Here is a 16,410-nt window from a genome sequence, read left to right on the forward strand (position 1 = left end):
CCTTTCAACTTCATAAAAAAATGAACATGTTCAATTATTCGACGGCTTTTGACAATTTATGAACAATGAAGGTGATGATTAAAAGTAGACTGAATCTACTACGTTTAAGTAATTTAGCCGAGGCTGATACCCGATAGTAATAGAATGTCCTTTTTCTTCAATTTCACCCTTTGGAATGGACTTTCTTCCCAAACTTTGTTCTTTCCAAAAATGAATCAGGTGAGAGCTGTCGAATAAATAGCTCTCATCTGTTGATGAGAAACGGAGAATAACAAACGAGATGCCTCCATGATCCAAGATGTGCTGCATATGGGTAAGCTGGTGTTCATGAAAGTTCTTTAAAGGAAAACTCGTTTTATTCTTCGTCTCTTTTGCTTCAAAGTCAATGTATCTTCCTTTATACACCCCATTATAATCGGTCGTGGAAGCGAGTTTGAAATACGCTTCACGAATGACGGCGGCAGATCGTTTTGGATATTCTACATTTACGATCTGAACGGGAGTAGGTTTCTTATGGATGATCGCTTGATTGGTTAAAAGATAATACTCGTTGCTTTGATTGATATCATCTTCTAACGACATTCCTCTATTGCTGTATGAAATCTCTTTTTCATAGTAGAAGATGAGGATTGTTTTTTACGATAGAAGTCACTTTCTTACCGTTCGGATAATGAAAGGTACCCATAATTCATCTCCTTTACAACGAAAGATGGCTATGCGCATTAAAAAAAGATACACATAGCCGACAGATGTTTACTTTACTTTTTAATAGTTGAGAAAGTTCATCTTCTTGAAAGCCCATTACGACCTCTTTGCCATCAGTGCTTTCAATGACAGTAACAGGTGTGGCAGAAGCACCAAGGTCGATCACTTCTTGCATATGTGCTTGGGATTTACGTATATCTCGTTCTTCAAAAGGAATATCATTTGCTTTTAGCCACTCTTTTTCTGCAAAACATGGAGGGCATGTTTCTTGTGTGTATATGATCACTTTTTTCTCCAAAATGTTTATGCCTCCTTTTTCCAAATGCATCTTTCATAACCATTAGTTTACTCTTTTTTCTTATATGACACAAATATTTTATAGCATGAAAGCAAACGATAAAAAATAGGACAAAATGCAGGGAGGAACAGCGTGGAGAGGGCTATTGAGGAGATTGTACGCGACATTTTGAATGAAACGAATTCACAAAATCGTGATAATATTTCACGTACCGTAAGCTATGCCTACTTTTATAAACGTAACCCTGAGCTCAGATGGGCGATGCTCGCTAGCCTTGTTTCAAGGAACGCTGGATATAGCATGTGTGACTTAAAAGGGGATTGGCTGCCAAGAATGCTGTCTGCTGACACAAGAAAGCATTTATTCCTAACGTATGAGCGGGCGAACTGGCTGATCTTCCAAGATGCGTATCCTCAGCTTTTGCTATACGAGTACTCCAAACAACAAGGAGTGCCGCTTTTTCACCTGCTAAAATTCTTTGGTGTTTCAAGATTCATGGAAAAAGAGTGGGAAAGATTTTGGAGAGAGAAAGATCTGAAGCGAATATGTACCTCGTTAATTATCAACGAACAGCATGTGATTGAAAAGCCTGTTATTCATGATTCATTTTATAAAAAGCGTATTTTCTGGAGTGTACCGTTTCTTCTGCAAGATTACATGCATTTCAGCACGGTTCTTTTTCCTGTTGTCTCTGGGGACGTTTTTGGGATATCGGTTCATGGGTTTAAGAAAACGCGAAACCGGATCGAAACAGGGAAAATACTCTATGCGATTTTATTTGAGTCCAAATGGAGTGACGAAATCCTATCCTTTTCCGATAAAGTGACTCACACGGGTTCAAGGCATGATTTTGAAAGATATATATATCCTAAAAAAGAAGAGAAACTCCATTTTTACGGATGGCTTTTCCGATTATCGAGCATCACAGATCGAACAGCAATGATTGGTACAAGAAAAGCATGAATACTGAAAAGTTTTACCTGCCCGTTAAACCGTTACGTAATATTTGTTTAACAGACTGGTACAAACAAAAACAAAGACAATTGAAAATAGGAATTCTCTTAAAAGAATGGATACAGCATACATAAAAAAGACGGCTTGCAGTGAAGCCGTCTTTTTTATGTTATGTGCTTGGAATGTCTGGGCCATTTAGCTTTTTATCACCATAGCCTGTGTTTTCTTTTTGATTTTTCTTTTGAGTACCAGTTTCTTCTTGGCTCGTATACTGATTCTGCTGTTGTTGCTGTTTGCTTTCTTGGTTCATGTTGGCACCTCCTTTTTGTTTCACCTGAACTGTTCTTAGTTTTGGAGTTGTTGCGACTGAATATACAAACAATCAACAAAATGAGTGTCGAATTTGTAGTGATTCCGTTATATTCCACTTTCTTTGCCGAATGAAAACTAGTTTTGTCAGGTGTGAAGGGGAAGGAAGGATACGGCTCGAAATTAGTTACCATAAGAAAACGGGGAGGGATTCATGATGGAAATGGTGTTGATGAAAACCAAAACTGTCTCTGAAGAGCTTGGGGTGAATCCGACAACAGTTCAACGTTGGGTTAGACATTTTAACATTCAATGCGACAAGAATGAGCACGGCCATTATTTATTCAGACAAGAGGACATTGATCAGTTAAAGGAAATTAAAATGCAGCTCGACAATGGACTTTTGATGAGTGACATTCAAATCCAAACCATTCAAACAACAGAACAATCATTAGAACTGCCAACCCAATTCGAAGAGAAGTTCAATCGCTTGAATGCTGCCATAGAAGCTTTAGAAAAAAGGTCGAAGAGAAAGCAGATGCCGTTGTATCGTATCAGATGCTGCAGCACGCGTCAGAGCTGGAAGAGCTGATCAAAAAGATGGAAAACATGGAAGCACGCCTACAAGATCTAGAAGTGGCACTTCTAAAGCAAGATTATCCAGAAGAGCGACTATACGTAAAAGAAAAGCCAAAAAAGAACTGGTTCGTGAGTTTGTTTACACTGTAATTACTGTTTTTATAAAAGGTTCTTTTCTAACAGGTTATTGTCTTTCTTCTTTGACAGTTGATTGGAGTGTAAGGTGCGAGACTCCTGTGGGTCAGGCGGGCAGGTGAGACACTTAAAAGTGAAACGTTACGAATGTGGCTCACCGCCTGCCCCGCGGAAAGCGAGCACCTGGAACGGAAATCAACCGCTTTCAATTGCTACAGAGGATATCCATTAACACTAAATAAAAATCAAAAAGTGTAAGTCTCTTCATTCTTTGGTAGGATATAAAGAATGGAGGGACTTTTTTATGAGCCATTTATATAGTTTAACGACCGAATTAATCGCTGATATAGATGAAGCGTTTCATATTTATAAAACAGAAACAAAAACAAGAGAAACAGAAGCGGACTTTTATACAGAGGTAAAACCGTTTGCCGATCGCATTCACTTTCGTGTGAAAGACTGGGAACCTCTTGCAAGGGATTGGGTAATCGCAAATAAACCTAAATATCTTTACCCGATTCAAATCAAGACGGCGGCTGAAAATATCGGTTATTTAGGAGTCTATGTTTTTCAAAAGAAAATGAAAGATAAGCGCATTACGGAAATGGTGAAATCTGTTCTCTATGTGTTAAACCAGTTGAAAGATCAAATGGCTGAGGATCAATCGTGATAATTTCACGTACCGTACTAAAATATCGTTTTTAAAAATAGGGAGAGAACAAGATGTATCATCCATCCGTTTATGATAATCTAAAGGTTGTGCTCGAAGGAGCAGTTTATGACCTGGATTTTTCAGGAGAAATTGAGATTGTTAACCGCAAAGATTTAATAGACCACGCGATCATGGAAAGAAACTATTCTATTGATTTTGTGGTATCAACGATTGGGGAATTAATGAGAGGAAATATTACCTTAACGTCAACTCTCGAAGATTTGGCGATGGAGAAGTTAAATGATAATCCAGAAGGTGCAGGTAGTAAAATCTCTTGTTTTATTGAAACACCGGTTTACGAAATTGAAACTGACTGCAAACAGCTTCAGTCCATCCTAAAAAAATGGGGAAGCGGAGATTTAAAAGGAGACATTCAGCAAAAACTTACTTATATATATGGAGAGCCTAGACATGTATTCAACAACACGATCTCCATACAATTGCAAAAACCGGTAGCTGAAGAAGAACCTGAACGAATTTCATCAGTACTTGAAGAATTAATAAAGTCTATGAAAGAAATGAATGAATATTTTAAGGGGTATAAAAAATGACACAATCGCTACAAACATTTCCAAAATTCATCCAAAACGCTTGGAATAAAAGCGGCTTTTCAGCATTAACAGATATTCAAGAACTATCGATACCTGATCAGTTAGAAAACAAGGATATGATTATCGAGTCTCCAACCGGTACAGGTAAGACTCTTGCTTATGCATTGCCTGCTCTGTCAAAATTAAATCCAGAAGTGAAGAATGCTCAAGTACTCTTTTGGCACCAACAAGAGAACTAGCAATGCAGATCTATGAAGTTTGTCAGAAGTTCACAGAAAACAGCGGACTTAACGGTGCATCTCTCATTGGTGGAGCAAACATGCAGCGCCAGTTAGACAAACTAAAGAAAAAGCCGCAATATATCGTAGGTACACCAGGAAGAGTTAAAGAATTAATTCAGAACAAAAAATTAAAAGTTCATGAAGTGAAAACCATTGTGATCGATGAAGCAGATCATATCATCGAAGCAGGATTTAACGGTGACGTGGAGCAAGTAATCGTGGCGACATTAAAAGATCGTCAGCTTGTTTTTGTTTCAGCGACGATCAATAACAAGACAGAAGATTGGTCAAGAAAATTAGCAGTTGATCCTGTTGTTGTTAAAGTTGAGAAAGATGCTGTAAAGAGTGAAGTAACGCATACATTCATGGTATCTGATTACCGTGACAAAGTAGAAAATTTACGTAAGCTGATTCGTCATACACCTGGAATTAAAGCGATGGTCTTTATCAATAGCTCGATGAAAATGGATGAGTTCGCGACAAAACTTGAGTACAAAAAGATCAAACTCGGTGTATTGGCAGGAAACTCAACAAAACAAGATCGACAAAAAGTTATAAACGATTTTAAGAAAGGGAAGATTCCAGTTCTTTTAACAACAGACGTCGCGACACGCGGATTAGATATTCAGACGTAACACACGTTGTTCATTTTGAAATGCCAGAAGATGTGAAGCAATATGTCCACAGATCTGGAAGAACGGGCCGAATGGGGAAAGAAGGAACAGTTGTTTCATTAGTAACAAAAGCAGAATTAACTTCTGTGAAAAAATGGACAGCCAAGATGAATGTATCCCTGCAAAAGCAGCTTTTAGAAAAGGGACAAGTCATTGTAGAAGATGGCGGTAGTAGAGGTGCTTATTCGGATAAACGACCAGCTTCTCCGAAAAACGGAAAGCCAGCACAAAGAAAATCAGACGTTCCTAGAGAAAGAAGATAAATTCATAAAAAGGATATTTCTTTGGACTATAGAATCTATCCTCTATAAAGGGGAGAGATACGTTTGGAAACGACTGAATTTTTATATCAGATTAAACCAGTTAGAGCAGAATTCATGGAGAATCAGACTAAAGAGGAACAAGAAAAGCTTCAATTACATTTTCTATACCTTCAAAATTTGTTAGAAAAGGGGAAATTGGTTTTAGCCGGTCCTTGTCTCGATGCTTCATTTGGTATTGTTATTCTTCAAAATACAAATGAAGAAGAGGCACAGAGAATCATGGAAAACGATCCCGCGATCCGAGGGGAAATCATGACTGGAAGCCTTTATCCGTTTCGAGTTTCATTAATAAAAGAATAGAAGCTCTTATATTTTTCAACACTGTAACCATCGTATGGTTACAGTGTTTTTTCAAATGCAAAGGATTTAACAGCTCATACTGATAAATAATGTTATAAGTTTATTAATGACAATCCCAGTTGTACAGGACACGTTTGAAATCTTTGTTTTTAGATCTTCTTCTGTAATAAAGAAGTTACCTACACCAGCATCTCCCCACATAATGTCGTTCTCACCTTCATCATCCGTATCAATCTGAAGCAGAGTCACACGGTAATCATCCCATTCAGCCCCATAATCACGAGGGTCAGTTTGTGTGAAGAAAGCGTATCCTCCCATTTTGTGGCCCATGTTTTCAACATGTTCACAGAAGACGTCGTAAAGCGTTTCCTCTCCCCACATATTTTCTTCACCTGTCGCTAGATCCATATTAATGGATTCATAACTATCTTCAAATCGAAAATCGCTCACACCAAGCGCTTCTTCCGATAAAGAAAAAGAAAGGCGGTATTCACCTGAGAATGGAAGGTCTTCACTATCGCTGTCATCAAGATAAGAAAAATCGGTAATGTGAGGGAGCTCTGTACTTTCATGATAGATGACACGGAAATTACTTTGATTTGTAGGTTGATCAAAATCCATTCCCATCAGATCATCATTTCTTGAAAGATAGAACTGCAGAATTCCTTTTTGGGGAAAAGGCTCGATATGGGGTACTTCTTCAAAATTAATCTGGCATAATAAGGCCATATGCAGTCCTGAAGAATCGACAGGGTGCTCAAAATGAATTGGCAAGTAAGGAGATCCTCCGATTTTGCTGTCGGTAATAGATGTTGATTGACGTTTTGCTTTCATTGAAACAAAAGGAACAATAGTATGTTCAATTTCTTTTCTATAAGGTTCTAGGGATTTAGGTAGAGTTATGCTCATAAGTGAATTTACTCCTTATCTTTTTAGTTTAAATTTCCATTAATAGAAAAACAATCATTAACTGTTTCTTTTTTAGCAGGTAATGTACACACCTCATTGAAGTTATATACATGTTGTATTATCGAATGGGAGGAAATAACATGTCACAGAAGTATTCAGTTATGGAAGAAGCACAACCTTTTTACTTTGAAGGCAACAAGGTGGGGATATTAGTTTCTCATGGTTTTACAGGTTCGACCCAAAGTATGCGTCCACTTGGTGAGGCATATGCGAGAGCAGGTTATACGGTTTGCGGTCCGAGACTTAAGGGGCATGGTACGCATTATGAAGATATGGAAGAGACTACATATCACGATTGGGTCGCTTCCATTGAAGAAGGCTATCATTGGCTAAAAGAGCGTTGTGACACCATTTTTGTTACGGGTCTTTCCATGGGGGGACACTCACGTTGTATTTAGCGGAAACCTACCCAGATATTAAAGCAATCATTCCAATAAATGCAGCGATTGATATTCCCAACCTACAAGCCATGCAACAATCCGATGTCCGATTTCTAGATGCAATAGGTTCTGATTTAAAGAATCCGAACGTGACGGAACTAGCGTATGATAAAACACCGGTTCAATCAGTAAAAGAAATTGTGAAATTAATGAAAAACGTAAAAGATAATCTTCAATCCGTTACATGTCCCGCGTTAATCTTAGTATCAACAGAAGATCATGTTGTTCCACCAGATAACTCTCAAACCATTTATAATTCCATTTCATCCTCAGATAAAAAATTTGTGCAATTAGAGAACAGCTATCACGTTGCTACCCTGGATTACGATCAACAACTTATTATTGACGAATCACTTAAATTTATGGAAAAAGTACTTAATACGGTAAACGCGTAAAGTAGGTTTGCTTTTTGACCATTGTCTATAGAATTGAACCCAAATCCTTAATTTGTATACTTTCATAGAGATCGACCAAGTTTGTTATGTTCATACTCTAACTCATGTCCATTCACTTTTAAAACCTCACTTGGAAGCAGCAAAAGGGTCGATTCAAAAAATGAATCGACCCTTTTAACTTTTTTCAAAAAGCTTATTTTATGTTTTAGGAAATGTAAATCCTTCTCCAAACACATCTCTTACATCGTGGACAACAACAAACGCTTTTTCATCAACACGTTGAATCATCTTTTTTAACAAAAATAGCTCTTGTTTATTGATCACCACGTATAAAATATCTTTTGCTTCGTTCGAGTAATGACCTCTTGCATTAATAATAGTAACTCCACGATCCATCTCATCGCTTACTTTTTCAGCGATTTCGACTGTGTTTTCAGAAATGATTGTGACAGCTTTTCTCGTATCGAAACCATCAATCAAGTAATCCAAAATTTTAGTACTAATATAAATAGATATTCCCGTGTACATCGTGTTTTCAATTCCAATAACAAATGCGGAACCAATAACCACAAGAATATCAAAAACAAACATAGTTGTACTTACACCCCAGCCGAAATGCTGATTCAGCATACGTGCAATAATGGTCGAGCCTCCGGTTGTACCGCCTGAACGCAACACGAGCCCTAATCCAATCCCGATGAAAACACCTGCAAAAACAGTACCAAGCATGATGTCAACAGGGTTACCCATACCCTCTGTTAAATGCATAAAGAGAGAGGTAAAGAAGATGGCAATCATCGTATACCAAGTCACTCTTTTATTTAAAACTTTATAACCAATGGCTAAAAGTAAGCCGTTCATGATGAAGTTTGTCAGACCTGGTGACCAGCCAAATACATAATAAAGAGTCATCGAAATACCTGTAACGCCGCCTTCACCTAGTTCGTTAGGGATGGCGAACCAATTTACACCAAGCGCAAAGAACAGGGATCCAATAATTATTAATGTAATTTCTTTTCCAGTGTGGTTCATAATATCACTCCGTTCTACCTGAATACGTAGGATAATATATCATAATGTATTACTTCGAACAAGATTGTTCTACAATTTTGTTCAATCATAAATCTTCTATGTTAGAATAAGGTAAAAGAACGTATAGGCAGGTAATATAAAATGCGTAAAGAAACAGTTGAACAGAAAGTTTATCACTTAATTAAAAACGCAATCTTGAATAGACAGATTGCGCCGGGTAACCAGTTATTTGAAAATGCCATTGCAGAGAAGGTCAATGCGAGCAGGACTCCAATTCGGAGTGCAATCATGAAGCTGAAATCAGAAGGGTTAGTGAATGTTATTCCAAACAAAGGAGCATTCATCGTTCAGCCAACGATTGAAGAAATGATTCAAGCATTTGAAATGAGAAAAGCGCTAGAGGAAATGGCGATTCAGAAAGGATTCTCCAATCTTGGGGGAGATGACGTTGAGCAACTTAAACAACTTCTTAATGAAATGAAGAGCGCTTATATAGAACGAAAGGTCGTAACGTATCAAGAGAAAAACAATGCATTTCATCTTGTTTTAGCAAAAGCTAGTGGAAACAGCTATTTAATTGAGTTTATGAAGAAAGTTTTGAGTCAGATAACAATTTACATGGTGCTCTATGATGTCTTTAATGAAGATTCTAACAATGAAGACCTAGACATACTTGAACACGAACAAATGATCCAATACATTGAAAAGGGAGAAGAAGAAAACTTACGAGCTTTACTTCTTCAGCATCTTGATAACAGTTTAACCAAGCTTCAGCAGGATAAATTAAATTATCAGTCTCTTACAACATTGTTTTAAAAAGGGAGCACCTTGTTTATGAATGACTTGGTCAAAAACAAAAGGAGATTTTGTATGGGTCAAACAGAAATACAGGGGAAAATTATTATCCTTAATGGTACGCCACGATCAGGGAAATCGAGCATTGCCTCCGTTATTCAAAACGAATTTGAAGGTGTATGGATGAATATTGGGGTGGACCGTATCATGGATATGACACCAGAGAAATTTCAGCCAAGCATAGGTTTAAGACCAGGTGGAGAGCGGCCCGATTTGGAGCCTATCATACAAAAGATGTATCTTGCTATGTACAAATCAATTGTAGCTTTCAGTCGTGAGGGCTTGAATGTCATTGTGGATGTTGGTCATCATGATGGGTATTCAGTAGAGCGTAAAATTCTTCAACAAGCAGCTCAGATTCTTAACGGGACGCCAGCATGGTTGATTGGTGTGCGCTGTCCTATTGAAACTGTGATGAAACGTCGAATAGAGACCTGGCAAAAAGGCTATACTCTGGAAGGGAAGATACCAAGACCAATAGAACGCTGGCAGAAACTTGTTCATATCCCCGGTATATATGACTTAGAAGTGGATACTTCCTTATATACTCCAGAAGAGTGTGCAGCTCAAGTTCATAATAGGGTTTATGAAGGTCCTCCCCTAAAGCACTCCAAAATTTACAGAATCTTAATTAAGAACAATTACTTGTGCCATTTTCATTAAAAGTTACTGAAATTCATCATACGAATACATAGAAAAGACTGATCAAGGGTATGTTTTGTAACCTTATGTTTCAGTCTTTTCTTTTTTTCTATTCCGTTTATCTAACTTAAAGATTTATCCGAAACGGGTGATGAAAGTCTAATTAATGTAGAAGGTTGTCCATATGTCATTGAATTATCTATGAAACTTTCCAAGGATTGTACCGAATGGGTGACGACTTTAATTAAATAGTTATATTGTCCAGCTAGGCGATGACACTCTATTACATCAGGGTGATCTTTACAGAATTCAACAAACTGCTTGCATTTCGTATTGTCGTATAAGATAAAAGCCATGATCGGTTTATTCATTTTTTCAGGATTAATAATCGCCTTATAACCCTCAATTATTTGTTTATCCTCAAGCTTCTTAACTCGTTCATGAACGGCAGGATTCGAGAGACCAACTTTCTTTCCTAATGCCGTTATTGATAACCGAGCATCTTGCTGCAAATGTAAAAGAATCTCTTTATCAATTTCGTCCATATTTTTCCCCTCGACTTTAAAAATTTAGGAGTATTCAATCTTTTTCCGATGTTTTCAATGAAATTCATAAGAAATAGCGTTAATATTCCATGTAAAAACAGTTCTGGAAAAAATATAATATATTCAGTGGTTAATTACAACGAATAAAACTTAAAGGGGTTTGAACAATATGTTAGAGATGAGAAAAAAATGTGAAAAATGTTCGGAAACGCTTCATGAAAAGTCGGATGCTTACATATGCGTTCATGAATGTACGTACTGCCCATCATGCACAGTCGAGATGAATCATATTTGCATGAATTGTAACGGTGAACTAGTTAGACGTCCAAAAGCGGGATCACAAATCATAAGTTGTGTATTAAGTAAATGAGGGACCTTTATGTCACATTCCAACAAATTTAATAAAAAAATATACTAGAATGCGTTTAATAGATTACGAGTTTGGTAATAATACTAGTAACAATAAACTCATTTTAGGAGGAACTAAAATGCTAATGACGACTGTGAACTTGAGTGAATATGCAGGGAACAAGGATTTTGATTTAAACGGTTACATATCTCAACTAATATCTACACCTTCACAAACAAAGTAAACGGAGGGCAGCCTATAAGGCTGTTTTTTTGTTTTACACTTAAAATCAGAGCATAGTAAACTTTGCAATTTGCATAAAACTTTTAGAGAAGACTCTTCTGTAAGAAATAGAAAAAAGAATACCAAATGCCAAGTTATCATTTTGACGTCTGGTACAAGTTTCTATTCAAAGAATTATAAGAAAAATGTTTTATACTTTTATACCTTTGATAGAGACTGTATGAAACCCTCTTGATTGAGGTCCTTTCACTATCGAAACATCCTTAAATTCCGTTTCCATCATTAATGGTATCACTTCTTTTTCTGAGATTTCCTTTACACTTTCCCATACTTCATTGTCTTTGCCATTAGAAAAAGTGATAACGACCACTCCACCAGGCTTAAGAACTCTAGAAATTTCTGAAATGATGACATTGATTTCACTCCAAAAATAAATAGTTTGAATACTATACACCTTGGTGAACATGTCGTCATTAAAAGGAAGGTTATTAAAGTTTGCTTGAACGAGTCTAGCTCTTTTGTTATTTATTGCCTTTTTATTTCGGATTCCAGCAGATCTAATGGCTGTTGGAGACAGATCTAAACCTACAATTTCTTGCACGAGATTATTTCCTGTAATCAGTTGTATGGCATATCCAGCACCACAACCAAGTTCTAAAACTCTATCTTGTTCTTGAAGTTCCAATTGTTCTATTGTCCACTCCGTTTCAGGTTTGTGCTGCCTGACCATCTTTTCTACGATATATGTACCGATCAATCCCTTCGGCGTTTGATAATGCTGATCTATATACTCTTTTACTGAATGTAGTAATTTCATCATTTTCTCCTTTGATCCTATTTTAAACCATTTGTGCTCTTACTTCTTATTCGCTTTAGCTCTAGATGAACCCTCTTGATTATGTTTAAAACCGATTGTTAGCTTTATAATAGGGTAGAGTGATATTCCTAATTGAAAGGACAGATTAGGTTGAAGAAATTAAATGTTGATATCATACCCTATTCATCTGATTTTGCTGAACAAACCGTTAAGATGTTGCGCGATAGTAAATTCGAGGCAATAGGTGTAAAAATGTCTCATAGTTTTGAAAGCCATATGTACTTTTTAAACAACATTTTAATAAAAGAGTTTGTCGTCGAATTAGTGATTGTTGATGCAAAAGTCGTTGGAATGATTGCATATAATCAAACCGAAATAAGCCAGTTATATGTTCATAGCGGATATCAAAAAGAGGGTATAGGTAATGCATTGCTTCAACGAGCAAAGAAACACTCCAGCGGAAGGTTAACGCTATACACATTTGAAGTGAATAAAAAGGCACAACGGTTTTATGAGAAGAATGGTTTCAAGATTATTGGAAATGGCCATGAGAATGAAGAAAATCTGCCAGATATTCAGTATGAGTGGAGGGCAAAAAAGGAATAGTCTTTGTAAGATTCATAAATGCATATTCTTATATCTTTGGAGGTGCAGTAATGACTGAATGGCATAAAGAAGGTTTTGTGATTTCGATTGAAAAAGAATGGCTAAATACGGATTTGATTCACCAATTTTTAAGTGAAGAGGCTTATTGGTCCAAAGAAATATCGAAAGAAGTAGTCATGCAATCTATTATGAATTCAAACTTATGCTTTGGTGTATACAAAGGTGAATTAAGTAAGAATTCTGTTGAACAAGTAGGTTTTGCAAGAGTTATAACCGATTTAGCCACATTCGCTTACCTTTGTGATGTTTTTATTAAACCTGATTACCGAGGGTTAGGGTTATCAAAATGGTTAATAGATATCATTTCCAACCATCCCGAAATTCAAGGTGTTCGCAGATTTATGTTAGCTACTAATGATGCACATAAGCTTTATGAGAAATATGGTTTTAATGAGATAGATAAACCAGAACAATTTATGCAAAAAGTAAACAAGTCTTAATATCTTTAAAATTTAAATGAAATCGCTGTTGCGTTTTGTTGTTTGAATCATCTTACTCAACAAACGGGCCAGATTGTGGAGTAACATTTCTTAAGGACATTGGATATTTATATTAAAGTAGACAAGAATTCAGCTGAGGGGTATTGTACCAAATAATTTACATTGCTATTATTTTTCGAGAAAGTAAAGGTACAATAATACTTATATAGTTTATTGATTATAAAAGATAATGAGGTAGGAAAAAAATGATTGCAAAAACAGAAGAAGATTTTAATGGTTTGAAAGAAATTGGCAAAATTATTGCCTCAATTAGAGATGAATTGGTACAAAGAACAATTCCTGGCATAACGACCAAAGAACTTGATGATATAGCCGGAGAACTTTTAGAAAAAGTAGGTGCAGTTTCAGCTCCAAAAGGGGAATATGATTTTCCTGGCTATACTTGCATTAGTCTTAATGAAGAAGTGGCACATGGTATTCGGGTCATCGGGTTATTCATGAAGGGGACCTAGTAAATATAGATGTATCTGCATCAAAGAACGGTTATTTCGCAGATACAGGAATCTCATTTGTAGTAGGAAAAGGAGAAGAAGTATTAACGAGAATATGCGACGTAGCTAAAAAGGCATTTGAAGCAGGTCTTAAGAAAGCAAAACCCGGTTCCAAAAAAGTAGAATCGGAAAAGCAGTATTTGAAACAGCGAAACAGCATGGATTCACTGTTATCAAAAACCTTACAGGACATGGTGTTGGACGTAGAATACACGAAGCACCTGACCATATTTTAAATTATAATGATCCATGGGATAATGAAATATTAAAGGAAGGGATGGTTATCGCATTCGAACCATTTATCTCAACCTTTGAAGAAGAAGTATTCCAAAAAGAAGACGGTTGGACCTATGTTACAGAAAAAAGCTATGTAGCTCAATTAGAACATACGATTATCCTTACTAAAAATGGTCCGATTATTGTCACACTTTAATTCAAGCAATGAAGTTTCTAAAATTATAGCCCTTATTTAGATTTTGTATTGTGAATAAATGTACTTAAACTAACGGGTGCGTTTCTGTAAAAAGAAATGTGCTTTTTTATTGTTGGAATACATGTCTGGTAAACAAGCTGTATAAATAATCTCCATTGTTCTTTAAAGTATATGGTAAATTTAAACAAAGGGAATAAAATACAAATCATAGGAGCTACAAAGAATGATATTGAATACTTATATATCAGGTAAGGGAGAACCGATTGTATTAGTACATTCTGGTGGAATGACTGGTTTAACTGAGTATGAAGAGCAAAAGGATTACTTTTCATCACATAACTTTAAAGTAATTAGACCTGACTTAAGAGGCCATGGAAAATCTGAGGGGAAATTGAGGATTATTTTAGCTATTGCGCTAACGATTTAAGGGACACATTGGATTCATTAAATATTCAAGAGTGTCATATTGCAGGAGTGTCTATAGGTGGCATTGCAGCCTTAATGTTTGCTAAGAAATACCCTTCCAGAGTGAAGTCTTTAACTTTTTCAGGGGTTTTTCCAACTAAACCGGAGAACTGGGATGAACTATCTATTATAGAAGCTGAGCATCATAATAAACTCTTTGAAAACTTAGAAATAGTTGAAGCACTTAATAACATGCATGGAAACAATGACTGGAAAACATTACTTAAGTCATTTAACTCAGATGACTTTTATCCTTTCAATGAAACGGGAGATTTATCTAATGTAAAATCTCCAATATTATGTATGGTCGGAGGGACAGAGGATCTTGAGATGTCTGCAGCTATTACGTATAAAGAAAGGAATCCTGACATCAATATTTCTGTGATACCCTTTGCTGGTCATTTAGTGCATAGAGAACAACCTGATTTATATACAAGAACATTGGCTACCTTTATTAAAAGTCTTGAGCAAAATTAATTAAATAATTACCTTTAGATTCTATTCCAGAAGAGCGTGCGTGTTGATCTAAGAAGGATTAACGCCTTTTTAATGATACATATTGAACAAAATTACTGGAAGGGTGTGTTTAATATATTTGCAACTAATATTTTTACTTATAAATCAAAGGATGGAAAAACAGTAACTATTAGAGAAGCTAAAGAACAGGATGCAGAAAGTATGCTAGATTCTGCTTCAAAAGCTTTAATTAACGCTCCATACATACTAAGTTCGTTTGAGGATGTAAAAAACTTGAATGTGAATGTTATCCAAAAACGTTAAAAGCTTATCAGGAAAATCCAAATTATATACAGTTTATTGCTGAAGTTGATGGTAAGTTAGTAGGTAAAATAGATTTTAAGAACGGAAATAATGAAAAAATTAGTCATCAAGGCGCATTTGCAATGATTATATTACCTGAATATCGAAATTTTGGTATTGGTAGAGCTCTTCTAAAAACGTTAATAGCTTGGGCTAAAAATAACAGTGAGATTGAAAAGGTTTGTCTTGAGGTAATGGAAGATAATTTAGGTGCAATCCAGTTATATAAAAATCTCGGCTTTTTTGAAGAAGGTAGAAAAGCAAAGGGTGTAAGATTGGATGGTGGCTATCAAGACTTAATATTAATGGCTATATTCGTTTGAATTTGAACATTGTTCAACAATCGGGTGCGATCGCTCAATATATTAATTCCCTTATTTACAAGAGTTCCTGATAATTAGCTTTTTTCACCAAGGACAATTATTTCTCTTTCAATAAGAAACACTGAAATTTCAAATGCTTCTATTCGCCTTTTGGCTAAGGTGATCTGAGATTTATATCTATTAGGATTTTCTTTAGCTTCAAGAGTTTTTATTGTTTCTCTTAGTTTGTTAAGAGTTGAGTTAATTTGACGTTTTGCTTCAACCAAGTCAGATACCATAAGATCCATCTGAATACATCCCCTTTTTTTAGCTAATGATTGGTAATTATTATTTACTGACATTCTGAATAATATAGAATATCGAAATTTGAGAAACTGTCAAAGTTATACCTCATCTTTTAGATATCTTAACTTCAAGTCTTAAACAATAGGTGCATTTCTTCAAGAAGGAGAAGTGCATTTTTTTGTTGAATCATTAATTGTTAGGAAATTGGAAAAAGGGAGTAAATGAATGAAAATGAAGATAAAACATTAAGGGTTTTGAAAGTTCTTTCCTTGATCGTAATTGCCATTAGTGCTGCTTTTATAGCATTATGATTGAGCCAG

Annotated in this window: 21 protein-coding genes and 5 pseudogenes; 18 read left to right on the forward strand and 8 right to left on the reverse strand. The window is 35.9% G+C overall.

Going from position 1 to position 16,410, the window contains the following annotated elements; all coding sequences use genetic code 11:
* Nucleotides 1-78 precede the first annotated feature (78 nt).
* A complete protein-coding gene (gene recU, locus ACEWFH_RS10925) occupies nt 79-630 on the reverse strand; it encodes a Holliday junction resolvase RecU (protein WP_473727276.1) in 552 nt (183 codons plus the stop codon).
* A 67-nt stretch (nt 631-697) separates the two neighbouring features.
* Entirely contained in the window at nt 698-1,003 is a 306-nt protein-coding gene (locus tag ACEWFH_RS10930) for a glutaredoxin family protein (protein WP_473727167.1), read from the reverse strand.
* A 132-nt stretch (nt 1,004-1,135) separates the two neighbouring features.
* Here ACEWFH_RS10930 and ACEWFH_RS10935 point away from each other — a divergent pair, with 132 nt between their 5' ends.
* Nucleotides 1,136-1,966 carry a DUF2515 family protein gene (locus ACEWFH_RS10935; RefSeq protein WP_473727168.1) on the forward strand — a complete coding sequence of 277 codons (831 nt, stop codon included), beginning with the start codon at nt 1,136-1,138 and terminating at the stop codon, nt 1,964-1,966.
* A gap of 160 nt (nt 1,967-2,126) precedes the next feature.
* Here ACEWFH_RS10935 and ACEWFH_RS10940 read toward each other — a convergent pair whose 3' ends face one another.
* Entirely contained in the window at nt 2,127-2,267 is a 141-nt protein-coding gene (locus ACEWFH_RS10940; protein WP_473727169.1) for a hypothetical protein, read from the reverse strand.
* 213 nt (nt 2,268-2,480) lie between these two features.
* Between ACEWFH_RS10940 and ACEWFH_RS10945 the strand changes: the two genes are divergently transcribed.
* The 8 genes and pseudogenes from ACEWFH_RS10945 to ACEWFH_RS10980 all read left to right on the forward strand — a co-directional run bounded on the left by ACEWFH_RS10945 (nt 2,481) and on the right by ACEWFH_RS10980 (nt 5,821).
* Nucleotides 2,481-2,858, forward strand: a complete 378-nt coding sequence (locus ACEWFH_RS10945; protein ID WP_473727170.1) for a MerR family transcriptional regulator — start codon at nt 2,481-2,483, stop codon at nt 2,856-2,858.
* Between the two features lie 8 nt (nt 2,859-2,866).
* Nucleotides 2,867-2,995 (forward strand): hypothetical protein, encoded by a 129-nt coding sequence (locus ACEWFH_RS10950; RefSeq protein WP_473727171.1) that lies wholly within the window; start codon nt 2,867-2,869, stop codon nt 2,993-2,995.
* A gap of 73 nt (nt 2,996-3,068) precedes the next feature.
* Nucleotides 3,069-3,212 carry a hypothetical protein gene (locus ACEWFH_RS10955; protein WP_473727172.1) on the forward strand — a complete coding sequence of 48 codons (144 nt, stop codon included), beginning with the start codon at nt 3,069-3,071 and terminating at the stop codon, nt 3,210-3,212.
* Nucleotides 3,213-3,284: 72 nt separating this feature from the next.
* Nucleotides 3,285-3,650 carry a YppE family protein gene (locus ACEWFH_RS10960; protein WP_473727173.1) on the forward strand — a complete coding sequence of 122 codons (366 nt, stop codon included), beginning with the start codon at nt 3,285-3,287 and terminating at the stop codon, nt 3,648-3,650.
* Between the two features lie 53 nt (nt 3,651-3,703).
* The gene (locus tag ACEWFH_RS10965) at nt 3,704-4,243 is read left to right on the forward strand and encodes a hypothetical protein (RefSeq protein ID WP_473727174.1); all 540 of its coding nucleotides are present in this window, start codon (nt 3,704-3,706) and stop codon (nt 4,241-4,243) included.
* Between the two features lie 116 nt (nt 4,244-4,359).
* Nucleotides 4,360-5,176 (forward strand): annotated as a pseudogene (locus ACEWFH_RS10970) (DEAD/DEAH box helicase); the annotation flags it as partial.
* Nucleotides 5,177-5,191: 15 nt separating this feature from the next.
* The gene (locus tag ACEWFH_RS10975) at nt 5,192-5,461 is read left to right on the forward strand and encodes a hypothetical protein (protein WP_473727403.1); all 270 of its coding nucleotides are present in this window, start codon (nt 5,192-5,194) and stop codon (nt 5,459-5,461) included.
* 63 nt (nt 5,462-5,524) lie between these two features.
* The gene (locus tag ACEWFH_RS10980) at nt 5,525-5,821 is read left to right on the forward strand and encodes a YciI family protein (protein WP_473727175.1); all 297 of its coding nucleotides are present in this window, start codon (nt 5,525-5,527) and stop codon (nt 5,819-5,821) included.
* Between the two features lie 66 nt (nt 5,822-5,887).
* Here the strand turns inward: ACEWFH_RS10980 and ACEWFH_RS10985 are convergent, their stop codons facing one another.
* Complete coding sequence (locus tag ACEWFH_RS10985) at nt 5,888-6,730, reverse strand: YwqG family protein (protein WP_473727176.1); 843 nt, start codon at nt 6,728-6,730, stop codon at nt 5,888-5,890.
* A gap of 140 nt (nt 6,731-6,870) precedes the next feature.
* Here ACEWFH_RS10985 and ACEWFH_RS10990 point away from each other — a divergent pair.
* A pseudogene (locus ACEWFH_RS10990) lies at nt 6,871-7,625 on the forward strand (alpha/beta hydrolase).
* Nucleotides 7,626-7,823: 198 nt separating this feature from the next.
* On the opposite strand, the gene ACEWFH_RS10995 reads toward ACEWFH_RS10990, so the two are convergent.
* The gene (locus ACEWFH_RS10995; RefSeq protein ID WP_473724104.1) at nt 7,824-8,657 is read right to left on the reverse strand and encodes a YitT family protein; all 834 of its coding nucleotides are present in this window, start codon (nt 8,655-8,657) and stop codon (nt 7,824-7,826) included.
* A gap of 141 nt (nt 8,658-8,798) precedes the next feature.
* Here ACEWFH_RS10995 and ACEWFH_RS11000 point away from each other — a divergent pair, with 141 nt between their 5' ends.
* Both ACEWFH_RS11000 and ACEWFH_RS11005 read left to right on the forward strand, forming a co-directional pair.
* Nucleotides 8,799-9,473 carry a GntR family transcriptional regulator gene (locus tag ACEWFH_RS11000; protein ID WP_473724105.1) on the forward strand — a complete coding sequence of 225 codons (675 nt, stop codon included), beginning with the start codon at nt 8,799-8,801 and terminating at the stop codon, nt 9,471-9,473.
* A gap of 54 nt (nt 9,474-9,527) precedes the next feature.
* Nucleotides 9,528-10,175 (forward strand): chloramphenicol phosphotransferase CPT family protein, encoded by a 648-nt coding sequence (locus ACEWFH_RS11005; protein ID WP_473724106.1) that lies wholly within the window; start codon nt 9,528-9,530, stop codon nt 10,173-10,175.
* Between the two features lie 101 nt (nt 10,176-10,276).
* Here the strand turns inward: ACEWFH_RS11005 and ACEWFH_RS11010 are convergent, their stop codons facing one another.
* The gene (locus ACEWFH_RS11010; protein ID WP_473724107.1) at nt 10,277-10,699 is read right to left on the reverse strand and encodes an Lrp/AsnC family transcriptional regulator; all 423 of its coding nucleotides are present in this window, start codon (nt 10,697-10,699) and stop codon (nt 10,277-10,279) included.
* Nucleotides 10,700-10,877: 178 nt separating this feature from the next.
* Between ACEWFH_RS11010 and ACEWFH_RS11015 the strand changes: the two genes are divergently transcribed.
* Complete coding sequence (locus ACEWFH_RS11015; RefSeq protein WP_473727277.1) at nt 10,878-11,069, forward strand: DUF1272 domain-containing protein; 192 nt, start codon at nt 10,878-10,880, stop codon at nt 11,067-11,069.
* Between the two features lie 412 nt (nt 11,070-11,481).
* Here the strand turns inward: ACEWFH_RS11015 and ACEWFH_RS11020 are convergent, their stop codons facing one another.
* On the reverse strand, nt 11,482-12,111 hold the full coding sequence (locus ACEWFH_RS11020) for a class I SAM-dependent methyltransferase (RefSeq protein WP_473724108.1): 630 nt from the start codon (nt 12,109-12,111) through the stop codon (nt 11,482-11,484).
* A gap of 147 nt (nt 12,112-12,258) precedes the next feature.
* On the opposite strand from ACEWFH_RS11020, the gene ACEWFH_RS11025 reads away from it, so the two are divergent.
* From ACEWFH_RS11025 to ACEWFH_RS11045, 5 genes and pseudogenes are all read left to right on the forward strand, one after another.
* Complete coding sequence (locus ACEWFH_RS11025; RefSeq protein ID WP_473724109.1) at nt 12,259-12,714, forward strand: GNAT family N-acetyltransferase; 456 nt, start codon at nt 12,259-12,261, stop codon at nt 12,712-12,714.
* Between the two features lie 50 nt (nt 12,715-12,764).
* Nucleotides 12,765-13,214, forward strand: coding sequence for a GNAT family N-acetyltransferase (locus ACEWFH_RS11030; protein WP_473724110.1), 450 nt, complete (start codon nt 12,765-12,767; stop codon nt 13,212-13,214).
* A 245-nt stretch (nt 13,215-13,459) separates the two neighbouring features.
* A pseudogene (gene map, locus ACEWFH_RS11035) lies at nt 13,460-14,198 on the forward strand (type I methionyl aminopeptidase).
* A gap of 223 nt (nt 14,199-14,421) precedes the next feature.
* Nucleotides 14,422-15,140: pseudogene (locus ACEWFH_RS11040) on the forward strand (alpha/beta fold hydrolase).
* Between the two features lie 201 nt (nt 15,141-15,341).
* Nucleotides 15,342-15,805: pseudogene (locus ACEWFH_RS11045) on the forward strand (GNAT family N-acetyltransferase).
* Between the two features lie 74 nt (nt 15,806-15,879).
* Here the strand turns inward: ACEWFH_RS11045 and ACEWFH_RS11050 are convergent.
* Complete coding sequence (locus tag ACEWFH_RS11050) at nt 15,880-16,092, reverse strand: hypothetical protein (protein ID WP_473724111.1); 213 nt, start codon at nt 16,090-16,092, stop codon at nt 15,880-15,882.
* Nucleotides 16,093-16,410: the final 318 nt, after the last annotated feature.

It is taken from the genome of Fictibacillus sp. EA-CB0309 (assembly GCF_055814265.1).

Bases quoted from the DNA above. Each gene is read 5' to 3' on its own strand.
- ACEWFH_RS10940 (WP_473727169.1), bottom strand. From the start codon at position 2,267: ATGAACCAAGAAAGCAAACAGCAACAACAGCAGAATCAGTATACGAGC.
- ACEWFH_RS10945 (WP_473727170.1), top strand. From the start codon at position 2,481: ATGATGGAAATGGTGTTGATGAAAACCAAAACTGTCTCTGAAGAGCTT.
- ACEWFH_RS10950 (WP_473727171.1), top strand. From the start codon at position 2,867: ATGGAAAACATGGAAGCACGCCTACAAGATCTAGAAGTGGCACTTCTA.
- ACEWFH_RS10960 (WP_473727173.1), top strand. From the start codon at position 3,285: ATGAGCCATTTATATAGTTTAACGACCGAATTAATCGCTGATATAGAT.
- ACEWFH_RS10965 (WP_473727174.1), top strand. From the start codon at position 3,704: ATGTATCATCCATCCGTTTATGATAATCTAAAGGTTGTGCTCGAAGGA.
- ACEWFH_RS10985 (WP_473727176.1), bottom strand. From the start codon at position 6,730: ATGAGCATAACTCTACCTAAATCCCTAGAACCTTATAGAAAAGAAATT.
- ACEWFH_RS10995 (WP_473724104.1), bottom strand. From the start codon at position 8,657: ATGAACCACACTGGAAAAGAAATTACATTAATAATTATTGGATCCCTG.
- ACEWFH_RS11000 (WP_473724105.1), top strand. From the start codon at position 8,799: ATGCGTAAAGAAACAGTTGAACAGAAAGTTTATCACTTAATTAAAAAC.
- ACEWFH_RS11005 (WP_473724106.1), top strand. From the start codon at position 9,528: ATGGGTCAAACAGAAATACAGGGGAAAATTATTATCCTTAATGGTACG.
- ACEWFH_RS11010 (WP_473724107.1), bottom strand. From the start codon at position 10,699: ATGGACGAAATTGATAAAGAGATTCTTTTACATTTGCAGCAAGATGCT.
- ACEWFH_RS11015 (WP_473727277.1), top strand. From the start codon at position 10,878: ATGAGAAAAAAATGTGAAAAATGTTCGGAAACGCTTCATGAAAAGTCG.
- ACEWFH_RS11020 (WP_473724108.1), bottom strand. From the start codon at position 12,111: ATGATGAAATTACTACATTCAGTAAAAGAGTATATAGATCAGCATTAT.
- ACEWFH_RS11030 (WP_473724110.1), top strand. From the start codon at position 12,765: ATGACTGAATGGCATAAAGAAGGTTTTGTGATTTCGATTGAAAAAGAA.
- ACEWFH_RS11050 (WP_473724111.1), bottom strand. From the start codon at position 16,092: ATGGATCTTATGGTATCTGACTTGGTTGAAGCAAAACGTCAAATTAAC.